General features: G+C 71.8%; 11 protein-coding genes and 1 tRNA gene. 4 read left to right on the forward strand and 8 right to left on the reverse strand.

Annotated features, from left to right (window positions below):
- Nucleotides 1-254 precede the first annotated feature (254 nt).
- Genes ABT369_RS14100 through ABT369_RS14115 form a run of 4 tightly spaced genes read left to right on the forward strand, consistent with a single transcriptional unit; the run spans nt 255 to nt 4,144 of the window.
- Nucleotides 255-584, forward strand: a complete 330-nt coding sequence (locus tag ABT369_RS14100; protein ID WP_350612433.1) for a PadR family transcriptional regulator — start codon at nt 255-257, stop codon at nt 582-584.
- On the forward strand, nt 581-1,513 hold the full coding sequence (locus ABT369_RS14105) for a hypothetical protein (protein WP_350612156.1): 933 nt from the start codon (nt 581-583) through the stop codon (nt 1,511-1,513). The genes ABT369_RS14100 and ABT369_RS14105 overlap by 4 nt, the downstream gene beginning before the upstream one ends.
- Nucleotides 1,513-2,667, forward strand: a complete 1,155-nt coding sequence (gene solA, locus ABT369_RS14110; RefSeq protein WP_350612157.1) for an N-methyl-L-tryptophan oxidase — start codon at nt 1,513-1,515, stop codon at nt 2,665-2,667. Before ABT369_RS14105 ends, solA begins: the two co-directional genes overlap by 1 nt.
- 58 nt (nt 2,668-2,725) lie before the next feature.
- Nucleotides 2,726-4,144, forward strand: a complete 1,419-nt coding sequence (locus tag ABT369_RS14115; RefSeq protein ID WP_350612158.1) for a S28 family serine protease — start codon at nt 2,726-2,728, stop codon at nt 4,142-4,144.
- 55 nt (nt 4,145-4,199) lie between these two features.
- Here the strand turns inward: ABT369_RS14115 and ABT369_RS14120 are convergent, their stop codons facing one another.
- The 8 genes from ABT369_RS14120 to sepX form a co-directional block, all read right to left on the reverse strand.
- A complete protein-coding gene (locus ABT369_RS14120) occupies nt 4,200-6,299 on the reverse strand; it encodes a carboxypeptidase regulatory-like domain-containing protein (protein ID WP_350612159.1) in 2,100 nt (699 codons plus the stop codon).
- 87 nt (nt 6,300-6,386) lie between these two features.
- Entirely contained in the window at nt 6,387-7,205 is an 819-nt protein-coding gene (locus ABT369_RS14125; protein WP_350612160.1) for a metallophosphoesterase family protein, read from the reverse strand.
- A gap of 55 nt (nt 7,206-7,260) precedes the next feature.
- Nucleotides 7,261-8,304, reverse strand: coding sequence for a Clp protease N-terminal domain-containing protein (locus ABT369_RS14130; protein ID WP_350612161.1), 1,044 nt, complete (start codon nt 8,302-8,304; stop codon nt 7,261-7,263).
- A 77-nt stretch (nt 8,305-8,381) separates the two neighbouring features.
- Entirely contained in the window at nt 8,382-10,553 is a 2,172-nt protein-coding gene (locus ABT369_RS14135; protein WP_350612162.1) for a S8 family serine peptidase, read from the reverse strand.
- Between the two features lie 213 nt (nt 10,554-10,766).
- A complete protein-coding gene (locus ABT369_RS14140) occupies nt 10,767-11,465 on the reverse strand; it encodes a glycosyltransferase family 2 protein (protein WP_350612163.1) in 699 nt (232 codons plus the stop codon).
- A 147-nt stretch (nt 11,466-11,612) separates the two neighbouring features.
- Entirely contained in the window at nt 11,613-12,191 is a 579-nt protein-coding gene (locus ABT369_RS14145; RefSeq protein ID WP_350612164.1) for an SMI1/KNR4 family protein, read from the reverse strand.
- A gap of 323 nt (nt 12,192-12,514) precedes the next feature.
- Nucleotides 12,515-12,591 (reverse strand) — tRNA-Ala (locus ABT369_RS14150).
- 66 nt (nt 12,592-12,657) lie between these two features.
- Entirely contained in the window at nt 12,658-13,329 is a 672-nt protein-coding gene (gene sepX, locus ABT369_RS14155) for a divisome protein SepX/GlpR (RefSeq protein ID WP_350612165.1), read from the reverse strand.
- Between the last annotated feature and the right edge of the window lie 16 nt (nt 13,330-13,345).

Here is a 13,345-nt window from a genome sequence, read left to right on the forward strand (position 1 = left end):
CAGCTGGTCCATCTGGCCGTGCTCCTGACCGGCCTCGTAGTGGCCGTAGTCGACGTCGCCGTGACCCGTGTCGCCCATGTCGTAGTCGCTCATCGCATCCCCCTGAGAAGTCGTTGTTGAGCAATACGTTAGGGGCGCGCCGAGACCGACGAATCCCGGAAACGTGCCACCACGACGGGACGGCATTCGGCTACCGAATGTCAGTACGGTTTCCGATATGCCTCGCCAGACGTAACGTATCGGGCATGGCTGCCATGCGGGAACCGACGTTCCTCATCCTCACCGCGCTGGCCGAGCGGCCCCGGCACGGCTACGGGCTGATCCAGGAGGTCAGCGCGCTGTCGGGCGGGGAGGTCGTGCTCGGCGCGGGCACGCTCTACGGGGCGCTGGACCGGCTGGTCGAGCAGGGCCTCATCGTCGTGGAGCGGGAGGAGGCGGTCGACGGCCGGCTGCGCCGCTACTACACGCTCACCGACGGCGGGGCGAGCGCGCTGGCCGCCGAGGCGGAGCGGCTCCGGCGGCACGCGGCGGCCGCGACCGAGCGGCTGCGGCGCCGGGCCAGCCCGGGCCCGGTGACCGCGTGAGCGTTCCGGATGCCCTGCCCCGGCGGTACCGTCGCCTGCTGCTGGCCTATCCGGCGCGCTATCGGCGCCGGCACGGCGCCGAGATCCTCACGACGCTCATGGACGCCGCCGAGCCCGGGCGGGAGCGGCCCACCGCGGCCGAGGTGCGCGACATCGTCGCGGGCGGGCTGCGGCAGCGGTTCCGGCTCCCGACCGGCCGGGTCATGGTGCTCGCCGCGGTGCTCAGCGCGCTGATCGCCGGCGGGCTCGGGGCCGGGCTCGGCAGCGTGTCCGGCTGGGCCGTCGCGGGCCGCCCGGACGACGCGGTCGCCGGCGAGCTGCTCGGCGTGGTCGCGGGCACCGCGACGGGGCACCGCGCCGAGCGCCGGCCGGAGGCCTTCGGCCTGCGCAGCCGGGTGATCGCGCAGGCCGTGCGCCCGCCGCACGTCACGCCGGACGAGGCCGGCGCGCGGCTGGCGGCGGCGGGCTGGCAGGTCGAGCCCACCGAGTTCGACGGGACCCTGCGCGCGACCCGCGGCGGCGTCGAGGCCTACGTACAGGTCGCCGCGATCGGCTCAAACACCATGCTCCTCGTCGACATGGCCCCCGCCCTGCCCGCCTTCACCGCCCCGCTCACCGTGGCCGGCGCGGTCCTCGGGCTGGCCGCGGGCTGGCTGCTCGCCGCCCGGATCGGCTATCGCCTGCGCCGCGCCCCGCTCTGGCAGCGCGTGGCCGTCGGCGAACTCGCGGCGCTCGCGGTGCTGCTCATGGCGTGGCCCACGATCGTGGCCTGGGGATACCTGGTCTGGCCCGGCCCGGCGCTGACGAACGCCTATGCGGCCTACGAGACCCAGCGCCTGATTCCGGCGGCCGGCCTGGGCCTGGCGCTCGCCGCCGTCGCGCTGGCGACCGTGATCAGAAAGCAAGCAAGGGTGGCTACGCTGCCCTGATGGCGCAGCAGTACGACGTGATCGTGGCCGGCCTCGGGGGCATGGGCAGCTCGGCCGCCTATCACCTAGCCGCCCGCGGGCAGCGGGTGCTCGGGCTCGAGCGCTTCGGCCCCGCCCACGACCAGGGCTCCAGCCACGGCGGCTCGCGGATCACGCGGCAGGCCTACTTCGAGGACCCGGCCTACGTCCCGCTGATCCTGCGCTCCTACGAGCTCTGGGAGCGCCTGCAGCGCGACTCCGGCCGCGACCTGCTCACGCTGACCGGCGGGCTCTTCATGGGCCCGCCGGCATCGCTCACCGTCGAGGGGAGCCGGCGCGCGGCCGAGCAGTGGGGCCTGCCGCACGAGATGCTCGACGCGGCCGGGATCCGCCGGCGGTGGCCCCAGTTCACGCCGCGCGACGGCGAGGTGGCGCTGTTCGAGCGCAACGCCGGCGTGCTGCGGCCCGAGGCGGCGGTCCAGGCGAACCTCGACCTCGCCGCGCGGCTCGGCGCCGAGCTGCGCTTCCACGAGCCGGTGGAGGCGTGGGCGGAGGACGGCGGCGGGGTCACCGTGCGCACCGCGGCGGGGACCTACCGCGCGGACGCGCTCGTGATCTGCCCGGGCGCGTGGGCGCCGCAGCTGCTGCCCGAGCTCGGCGTGCCGCTCGTGGTGGAGCGGCAGGTGCAGTTCTGGTTCGAGCCGAGCGGCGACATCGCGAGCTTCGGGCCCGACCGGCACCCGATCTTCATCTGGGAGGACCCGCCGGGGACGCAGGTGTACGGCTTCCCGGCCCTCGACGGCCCCGGCGGCGGGGTCAAGTTCGCGTTCTTCCGGCGGGGCGAGACGACCACGCCGCAGACCATCGACCGCGCCATCCGCGACGAGGAGATCGCGTTCCTCGCGCGGCACCTGGCCGAGCGGGTGCCGGCCGCGCCCGGGCGCTTCCTGCGGGGCAAGACCTGCATGTACACCAACACGCCCGACGAGCACTTCGTGATCGCCCGGCACCCGGGCCGGGAGCGGGTGACCGTGGCCTGCGGGTTCTCCGGGCACGGGTTCAAGTTCGTCCCCGTCGTCGGGGAGATCCTCGCCGACCTGTGCCTCACCGGCGCGACCGCGCATCCGATCGCCCTCTTCGATCCACTGCGAGGGTGGACGAGCGGGGCCGAATAGTCCGGATCGCCGGTAGCTTCCATCGAGACAGCGGAAAGTCTCGATGTGGAGGTACCGCATGACCCGATTCCGACGGGCGCTGCTCAGCGTGGCGCTGATGCTCGGGATGCTCGGCACCGTCGCCGTGGCCGCGCCCGCGTCGGCCGCGACGGAGACCGACATCAAGGACCGCCTGGCGGCCGTGCCCGGGCTCACCGTGCTCTCGGAGCAGCCGGTCGCCGCGCCGTACCGCTTCTTCATCCTCAGCATCACCCAGCCGGTCGACCACACCAACCCGCGGGCCGGCACGTTCCAGCAGCGCTTCACCCTGCTGCACCGCGGCACCGACCGGCCGATGGTGCTGCACACCACCGGCTACAACGTGCCCGAGTACGCGTTCCGCTCCGAGCCGACGCGGCTGATCGACGGCAACCAGATCTCCGTCGAGCAGCGCTTCTTCACCCCGTCGCGCCCGGCGAACCCGAACTGGCAGCAGCAGATGACGATCTGGCAGGCGGCCACCGACCACCACCGGATCGTGCAGGCGCTCAAGCCGATCTACGCGCAGAAGTGGGTCTCCACCGGCGCCAGCAAGGGCGGCATGACCTCGGTGTACCACCGCCGCTTCTACCCGGACGACGTGGACGGCACGGTCGCGTACGTCGCGCCGCAGGACGTCGTCAACGACGAGGACTCCGCGTACGACAAGTTCTTCACCAAGGTCGGCACCGCGCAGTGCCGGGCCGCGCTGGACGGCGTGCAGATCGCGGCCTTCCAGCGGTGGGCGGAGCTCGTCGCGCGGTACCAGGCCTGGGCCACCGAGAACCAGCGCACCTTCGACATCGTCGGCGGCGTCGACCGGGCCTTCGAGTTCATGGTCAACGGCACGACGTGGGCCTTCTGGCAGTACAGCCTGGAGAGCGACTGCGCCGACGTGCCCCCGGCCACGGCATCCAGCGACGACATCTGGAACTGGATCGACCTGATCTACGGTCTGGACTCCAACACCGACCAGGGCATCACGCCCTACATCACGTACTACTTCCAGGCCTCGTACCAGCTGGGCTACCCGGACACCTCCCAGCCGCACCTCAAGGGCCTGCAGCACTACCGCGGCCAGGACCGGGCCCAGTCCTACATCCCGCGCGAGCTCGTGCCCCGGTTCCAGCCGTTCACGATGCTCGACATCGACATCTGGGTGAAGTTCGCGGGCAGCCGCCTGCTGTTCGTCTACGGCGCGAACGACCCCTGGGGCTCGGAACCGTTCCGCCTCGGGCCGTTCACCCGCGACTCGCAGTGGTACATGGCGGCGGGCGCCAACCACGGCGCGAACATCGCGGCGCTCAAGCCCGACGAGACCGCGAAGGCCACCTCCGCCCTGCAGCGCTGGGCAGGCGTGACCCCGGCGGCGGCGTCCTTCGGGGCGTCGGGGACGTCGTCGTACATCCCCGGGCTGGACGACCACAACCTCGCGCTCGACCGCAGGTACGGCCTGTAGCGCGCCGATCCGAACCGGTGGCCGGGACCCCGTGCGGGTCCCGGCCACCGCCGTGTCACGGGACGACGATGTTCGCCGTCGTCGTCCTGTTGTTCTTGACCTGGTAGGTCGTGGCCGACGCGAAGTCGGTGCCGCCGGCCCAGCCGTTGTGCCCGAATCCGGCGTAGTAGAACAGCTTCACCGGCTGCGGCGCCGCGAGCAGCGACAGCGCGTAGGGCCCGCCGCCGTAGGCCTGCGCCCCGAGCGAGACCGCCTCGCCCGTGACCGCGTTGTAGGCGATCACCGTGCCGTCGATCGTGTGCCCGGCGGCGTCCTTGATGGTGCCGGAGACGGTGCCGCCCCCGGTGCGCAGCTTGATGTTCGCCGCCACGCTCTTGCCCACGCGCACGGTCACCTTGGTCGCCTCGGGCCGCGTGACCTTGTTGCCGGACCAGCGCCACTGGTAGGCCTGGTGCGAGAACTGCACCGGCCACGCGTAGGGCCCGAGCCCGCCGATCGTGTAGGTGCCGTCGGCGGCGGTCGCCTGGTTGCAGCCGTCGCCGCTGAAGCCCGGCGTCCGCGCGACGACCGAGACGCAGGCGTAGGGCACCGGGGCGCCGGTGCTCACGTCGGTCACGGTGCCCCGGATCGAGCCGGCCCCGTCGAAGCGCACCGGCGCCAGGGTGGCCTGGTCGCCGGCGGCGAGGGTCACGGACGCCGCCGCGTCGCGGTCGCCGGTGCCGCCGGTCGCGCCCACCCACTGCGACCCGAGCGCGCTGTCGCTGGGGTCGGCGAAGACCTGGTACGTGCCCGGCTCCAGCGGCCCGATGAGCACCGAGCCCGGGGTGGGCGGCCACTGCCAGTCGGTGCAGCCGGAGCCGTAGGGGACCGGGAACTCGCCCCCGGACCGGGCGACCTGCGCACAGCCGTCGGCGGCGGCCCCGCTCGCCCGCGCGGTCATCGGCACCGTGAGGGAGGCCCCGAGGCGCATCGCCACGTCCACCGTGGTGGTCTGACCCGCGGTGACGACGGCCGGCTGGTCGATGACGTCGAAGTGCCGGTGGTCGCCGAGGTTGACCGAGAAGTGCCAGGTGCCCACGAACATGTCCGCCACCACGAGCTCGGTGGTCTCGGCGCAGCCGCCGACGCCCGAGTAGGCCTCCCACGCGCAGAAGCCGGTCAGCGGCGCGCCGGTGGTGGCGTCGTGGGCGACGAGCCGCACGGACCCGGTCGGCAACAGCTGGTCGTCCACGGTGGTCACCTGGTCCTCGGTCACCGCGACGCGGTCGGCCGACTCCTGGGTGAGCTTGCCGTGGGCGTACTGCGTCCGCCCGCCCGGCCCGCTGAACGCGACGTACCAGTCGGCGCGGACCGGCACGTCGTCCATGCGGTAGCGGCCGTCCGCGCCGGTCGTCGCGTAGCGGCCGGGGCCGTCGAGCACGTTGGCGGAGACGCTGACGCCGGCGGCCGGGGTGCCGTCGGCCTTGAGCAGCCGCCCGGCGATCGAGCCGGTCCCGATGACGGTCTCCGCCAGCGGCGTCGCCTGGCCGGCCACGACCGTGATCGCGGCGGCCGACTCGAAGGTGAAGGTGCCGCCGTTCCACTGGTACACCAGCGGATACTGGTAGAACTGGATCTTGTATGCGCCGGTCAGCAGCTCGAAGGAGAACGTGCCGTCCGCCGCGGTGTTCGTGACGCCGGCCATGACCTGTTCGTCGGCGGTGTAGGCGGTGAGGTAGGCGCCCGCGACCGGCGAGCCGTCGCGCTTGTGCAGCGACCCGGTGATCCGGCCGGACGGCAGCGCCTGGTCGTCGACGACGACCGTGGCCCCCGCGGCGACCGCGATCTGATCGGCGGTCTCCCACGTGCGCTTCTGGTGGGCGTACTGCCGGAACTGCGCGCCGGCCGGGACGAAGGACATCGTGTAGGTGCCGGCGTCGAGGCCCGGCGCGCTGTAGGCGCCGCTCGCGTCCGTGGTGACCTGGAACGTCTCCTGGGAGTTGGAGACCTGGACGGCGGCGTTGGCGAGGGGCTGGCCGGAGGAGTCGGTGAGGTGGCCGGTGATGGTGGCCGTGCCGGCGGCGAAGGCCGGCCCGGACGGCACCGCCATGGCGCCGATGATCGTGGCCGTGGCTGCGGCGGACAGCAGCGAACGGCGCAGGGCATGCTGACGCAATCTGCGCTCCCGGGATGGTTGGGGTTGCGCATCGATCATTGCCGAATCCGGGCCGGCTGTGGGGCCCGGGCGACGTTCTACGCCGTTCTAGGTTGCAGGGGTCAAAACCGGGCGGAGTTGCGCCGGCGGGGTCGCCCGTTTGCTCCATTCGCGGGGGTACCCGACCGAGACCTCCTCGTGCCGGACGCCGTCGTGCCACGTGGTGCGCGGGATGTGCAGGTGGCCGTAGACCACGACCTCGGCGTTGAAGCGGGTGGGCCAGTCACGCGTGCGGGTCGTGCCGCACCAGAGCGCGAACTCGGGGTACCACAGCACATCCGTCGGCTCGCGCACGATCGGGAAGTGGTTGACCAGCACGGTGGGGCCGTCGATCGCGGCCAGCCGGGCCTCGGTGTGCCCGAGCCGGGCCGCGCACCACTCGGCCCGCCCGGGGTAGGGGTCGGGGTGCAGGAGGGCCTCGTCGGTGCCCACGATCCCGGCCGCGTGCGCCATCCGCAGGGCCTCTTCGGTCGAGGTCGCGCCCTTGGGCCAGAACGAGTAGTCGTACAGCACGAAGAGCGGGGCGATCGCGAGGCGGTCCTCCCACAGCGCGTACGGGTCCTCGGGGGTGAGCACGCCGAGCTCGCGGCACGCGTCGACGAGCTTGTCGTACCGCGCCGCCCCGCGCGACTGCTCGGGGTCGTTCTGCGGCGTCCACAGCTCGTGGTTGCCCGGCGCCCAGATGACCTTCGCGAACCGCTCGCTGAGCGTGCGCAGCGCCCACATGACGTCCGCGAACCGCTCGGCCACGTCGCCGGCCACGATGAGCCAGTCGTCGGGGTGCGTGGGCCGCATCTGCTCGACGAGCGCGCGGTTCTCGGCGTAGCCGACGTGGAGGTCGCTGATGGCCAGCAGTCGCCCGGTCACCGTCGCAGCCTACCGACCTGGCCGTCGATCGGCCCGGCCCGGCGCCGCGATCCGGTCAGGGCGCAAGCTCCCGGCCCAGGCGCATCGCCAGGACGGACGGGTCGACGCCGTGCGCCCGCAGCATCTGCGCCCCGGGGCCGGTCGCGTCCGAGGCGATCGCGAAGAGCAGGTGGGACGAGCCGGCGTACCGGTGCCCGAGCTCGCTCGCCAGCCGCGCGGCCTCGCCCGCGGCGTGGTAGAGGTCGGCCCCGAACGGCGGGTCGCCCCGCCCGGCCCGCCACGCCTTGTCCTCGCGCGGGATCTCGGCCGGGCCGGGCGAGAGGTCCATCGCGAAGTTCTTGACATCCGGATACGTCACGCCCAGCTCGGCCAGCGCCCGGGCGCCCCCGTTCGTCGCGACGGCGTCGTCGGCGAGCCGGATCCGGGTGATCGCCATCAGGTAGTCCAGCGCGCACACGGCCATCACCGCGTGCGCCTGCCCGACCAGGGCGCAGCCGCCCCGCACGGCCTGCTGCACGGCCTCGCCGCGCAGCACCGCGGGGGCGGCCAGCGCGGAGAGCACCGGGTCGCCCTTGCGGACCGGCTTGAGAAACGCCGAGGCCGAGCTGACCGGGGGCGTGCCGTCGAGCAGGAACTCCTCGTCGGGGCGCAGGTGGAAGCGGCGGATGAACTCGCTCCACTCCCCCGGCGAGGCGCACTCCACCAGCAGCGCGCGCAGGAACAGCCGGAAGCCCAGGCAGCGGATCGAGGGCGCCTCGGCGGCGGCCGCGAGGGCCCGGCCGAGCCCGACCCGCACCCGCGGATCCCACTCCGGCAGCGGGTCGGCGGCCGAGCGGCGCAGGTCCCGGCGGGCCCGCCAGTGCGCGAGCCGGAGCGTGGCCTCGACCTCGTCCTCCTGCGCGACCGGCACGCCCTCGCCGGAGGCGCCCCAGCCCGGCAGCATCTGCCAGCGCACCTCGTCCGCGCCGAGCATGCGCAGCATCGCGTCGGCGGCCCGCTCGGCGCTGACGCTCGGCTCGCGGAACTCCAGCGCCCGGCGGACGGCCCAGGACAACGCGACCTGGATCTCCAGGGACGCGACGGGTTGACCGAAGCTCACCGCGCCACCGTACGCCGTGCCCAAACGAAACTCCCCCTGCCGGTCGGCCGACCGGCAGGGGGAGTTCGGTACAGCGGTTACAGCAGTTCGCCGACGTTCACGAACTGGAACACTTCCCAGGCACCGATGGCGGTGCGGTTCGCGGTCAGCGGCGCGGCACCACCACTCTCGGCGGTGACGTACCGGCTGTTCGCGTTCGCGTAGTAGCCCACCGTGAAGTTCGCGGAGTGGACCACCGTGAACTTCTCCCAGGCGCCGATCGCCGTGCGGCTCGCGATGAGCTTGCCGCCGTTGTTGAGGTCGGCGGTGACGAGCTTGTTGTTCGCGTGCGCGACGAGGGCGAGGTAGCCGCCCGCGTCCACGACGTCGAACTGCTCCCACTGCCCGATCGTCCCGCGGTTGGCGATCAGCGGCGAGTTGCCGCCGTTGTCCGCCGTGACGAAGCGCCCGTTGACCGGCGCGTACAGGGCGATCGTGGTGGCCGCCCCGGCGAAGTCGAACGTCTCCCACGCGCCGATGGCGTCGCGGTTGGCGATGAGCTTGCCGCCGTTGTTGAGGTCGGCGGTGACGTACTTGCCGTTGACCGCCGCCTTGAAGCTGACGCTGCCGTCGGCGTTGTTGACCAGCGTGAACTTCTCCCACGCCCCGATGCTCGCCCGGTTGGCGATCAGCGGGGCCGCACCGCCGGACTCGGCGGTGATGTACTTGTTGTTGGCGCTGGACTGCAGGCCGACGAGGCCGCCACCGGCGTCCACGACGGTGATGCCCTCCCAGGCGCCCTTGTTGAAGCGGTTCGCGGTCATCGGCTGGTTGCCGCCGCTCTCCGCCGTCACGACGAGCCCGTTGGCGCGGGCCCGCAGGCCGAACTGCTGGCTGGTCACCGAGGCGGGCTCGCCGATGCGCAGCAGCTTGGTGGGCGATCCGGGGCCGGCCGCGTGGACCGTCCCGCTGACGCCCGCCTTGAGGATCGCGGCCTGCACCTGGGCCGGGGTCCAGTCCGGGTGGGCCTGCAGCAGCAGGGCCGCGTCACCCGCGACGAGCGGCGCCGCCATCGAGGTTCCGTCGGCCCACGCGTAGTCGTTCGTGCTCTGGTACCACGCCGACTCGATCCGCACGCCGGGGGCGAACAGGTCGACGCACGGGCCGTAGTTCGAGAAGGATGCCCGGAAGTCGGCCTCGTCGGTGGCTCCGACGACGATCGCCTCCTGCACCCGGGACGGCGACTCGGTGCAGGCGTCCTTGTTGTGGTTGTTCGCGGCGATCGTGTAGGTGATGCCGCTGGCGATCGACGCCCGGACGGCGTCGTCGATGGCCGGGCTGATCTCGCCGCCGAGGCTCATGTTCGCCACGGCCGGCTTGACCGCGGTCTCGGTGACGTGGTTGATGCCGTCGACGATCTGGTCCGTGTAGCCACCACCCGTGCAGTCGAGCACCTTGACGGACTCGATCGGCACGCGCTTGGCCACGCCGTACTTCGCCCCGGCGATCTCGGCGGCCACGAAGGTGCCGTGGCCGTCGTCGTCCGCGCCGGGCGCGGGGGTGCCGCAATCGGCGACCTGGTCGTCCTTCCACTTGGCCGACCAGGAGTGCTGGAATCCGGCGTTGCCGGCGAACTCCTGGTGCGCCGCGTTGACGCCGGTGTCGAGCACGTACACCGTGACGCCGCTGCCCGCGGCGGGGTAGGTGTACTTGTGGTCGAGCGGCTGGAACGCCTGGTCGATCCGGTCGAGACCCCAGAGGTTCCAGTTGTTGGGGTCCGGCAGGGTGTTCTGCACGTCGGACTTCTTGAACAGGGCGTTCTGTTCGACGTAGGCGACGTCCGGGTCGGCGGACAGCTTGCGGGCGTCGGCCTCGGACATCGTGGTGGTGAAGCCGCGCAGCGACTTCGACCAGACCTTGCCGACCTTGCCGTTGTGGGCCTTGGTGAGCGCCCCGGCGCTGGCGGTGACCTGGTCCTGGGTCGCCTTGCCGTTCTTGAGCACGACGATGTAGTCGTTGGCGACCGCGCCGCGGCCGCCGGAGCGGAACTTGCCCGAGACCTTGGGCGACTGGGCCTTGAGCTCGGCGCCGTCCGCCTGGTAGTCGAGCGTGTGGGATGGTTGCTTCTTGCCGGCGGGGCCGGCCGTGCCTTGCTTCTCAGGCGCCGCGAACGCCGCCGTGGTTCCGGCGGCGACGAGGGCCGAGGCGACCGCACCGATGACCGCGATCCGGGTCATCGAGGTGCGCCTGGGAAGGCGCGATTCAGTCACTGGCTGAACTCCCCGTTGAGTGGACCCTTATCCGATAGGACGAGGGATGGGTCACAACGGGCTCATGATCCTCAGAGGCCGGGGCTCCCGGCTCCATCGATCGGTCAGACTTTGTCGTACGAATAGCGAATCACGCGGCTGAATACCGAACATCGACCCGTGCTGAGCTGCGGATCGACGGCGGTCGGCGCACCCGACCGCCGGACACCGCCGTCAGATGTTCTTCGGGGGTTTACGGATCCGCTCCTTGAGCAGAATCCAGAGCGCCTCGACCCCGTCCATCGCGGTGATCTTCTTGCCCTCTTCCCGCGAGCGGGCGGCGTAGCTGATCGGCACCTCGAACGGGCGCACCTTGCGGCGCAGCAGCTTGCCGGTGACCTCGGCCTCCATGCCGAAGCCCTTCGACTTGACGGCCAGCGAGCGGTACATCGCCAGCGGCATCAGCTTGAAGCACGTCTCCAGGTCCGACAGGTAGCAGTTGTAGAGCATGTTCGCGGCGGTCGTGACGGCCTTGTTGCCCATCACGTACCAGAACGAGAACGAGCTGTGCGACCCGAACGTCCGGTTGCCGTAGACGACCTCGGCGCGCCCGTCGAGCACGGGGTCGAGCAGCCGCGGAATGTCGTTGGGGTCGTACTCAAGGTCGGCGTCGAGGATGACCATGTAGTCACCGGTCGCCTCGGCCACGGCGGTCTTGATCGCCGCGCCCTTGCCCTGGTTGCGCGGGTGCGTGATCGGCCGGAGCCGGCTGTCGTCCGCCGCGGCCAGGATCTGCGCCGTTCCGTCCTTGCTGCCGTCGTCGACGACCACGAGCTCGATCTCGCACGGGTAGTCAACGGCGAGGGCCTGCTTCAATGCGTCAGGCAGCCGGGCCTCTTCGTTGTACACCGGCATCAGGATGGAGAGCTTCACGGAGGACTCCAGCAATCGGTTACGAGACTGGCTCACAGTACGCTGCCCGAGCCGCCAGGTCACCCAGCCCTCTTCCAAACAACCCAATCACCCTGAGTAACCACACACACCCCCACGATCAACGGCCTGCAACTCGTAGCGGCGGGATCAGCCGAACTCCTCCGCCCAAACCTCAAGCCACCCCAGAAAGTCCAGCGGCGTAGCCCCCGGACCCCCCGAGTAGAGCTCCCGAGTCTCCGGCACATCGATCTCCCCGGTACGCCAAACCCACCCGGCCTGCTCCCCGGTGACCACAAGAACCGAGAAGTCATTGCCACCATGGTTGGCAATGGTCAGGCACCCATCAAGGTCCCCACTCTTCTGCAGCCCAGCCACCCGCGAGTCATCGAGGACGCCAACGCCGTCGGAAAGCCCAGCAATGGCCAAAAGCATCGCAGAAGCCTCAGCCTCCCCATACGAGAACGCCCGACCGGGATCGCCAAGACCGTTGCCGACCTCGAGCGCCACGTCATCAAGCCCATACAGCCAGGGCTCGTCGTCGACCCAGATCCCGTCAGCCACCCCCAGCACGAACGCACGGAACGGCAAGGGCAGCCGAACCCCAACCCGCCGCTCAAACCCAGCCACCGCTTCCTCGGTAGCCGGCGGCCGAAGCTCAAGCTCCCCACACGAAGCCAAGGCATCCCGCACCCGCACCACCAAGCGCTCAATCGGCTCCCCAGCCATGCTCCGCTCCCGTTTCGCTCGCCCAGCTCCACTCAGCAAACCGGACGCTACGTGACCCGCGCCACCGAGCGAAGCGAAGCGAGCAAGGAGCCCGCGAGCAAACAACGGACCGCGAGCCGGTCAATGGGGATGTGGGTGGCGAAGCCCCCACTGGGGAGCGAGCGAAGCAAAGCAAAGACAACCGCGAGCAAACAACGGACCGCGAGCCGGTCAATGGGGGTGTGGGTGGCGAAGCCCCCACTGGGGAGCGAGCGAAGCGAGCGCGAGGAACCAACTCCACCACAAACGCGAACAGGCCCAGCCTGTGAACAGGCTGGGCCTATTGGTGGAGTTGAGGGGACTCGAACCCCTGACCCCCTCGATGCGAACGAGGTGCGCTACCAGACTGCGCCACAACCCCAATCGGTCCCGGTGAAGCGGACCGGCGCTAAGACTAACAGGTCGTGGAGAGGGATTGCGAACGGGTTCACTGTCCCGAGGCCCGCGTGTCGTAGGGGCGCCCACGCAGGGCGTTCAGGCGGGCCGCCTCCCGCCGCGCGCGGTCCCGTTCGGCCAGCTGACGGGCCAGGGCCTCGCGGCGGGCGGCGGCGCGGCGCGACTGCTCGCGGCGGACTTGGGCCTGACGGCGGGCGATCCAGGCCGCGTACCGCGCCTCCTCGCGCCGCCGCCGGCGGTCGCGCAGGGCCCGGGTGCGCAGGTGCGCGAGGTAGTAGACGAGGAGCCCGCCGGTCACGGCGAAGCTGACCCAGAAGCCGGGGCTCACGAGCGTGATCCCGCACACCTCGGCGAGGTTCAGCAGCACGAGCGCGAGCAGCACCCGGCGGCGGCGGTAGATCGCGCGCGGGGCGCGCTGGACCCGGCGGCGGGCGGCGGGCGACACGGTCGTCAGGCGCGGGGCGGGCAGCGGGCCGGCGGCCGAGGAGACCCGCGGGACGAGCAGCCGCGGCGGGTTGACCGGGCGGCGGCCGGGCACGGTACGGCGGCGTCGATCGGCGCGGGACAGCACCCGCGCGGTCGACAACGCCCGCTCCGCCACCAGCCGCTCTGTTGCGTCGTATCGGCGCACCAGTGCGGGCGCCAGGGCGAGGAGCCCAGCAGCGGCGAGGACGGCGAGGAGCACCGAGGTCGGCACCCTCACCCCTCCTGTTCCAGCC

The sequence above is a fragment of the Dactylosporangium sp. NPDC000244 genome, assembly GCF_040300725.1.
In the GTDB taxonomy this organism is placed as follows: Bacteria; Actinomycetota; Actinomycetes; order Mycobacteriales; family Micromonosporaceae; genus Dactylosporangium.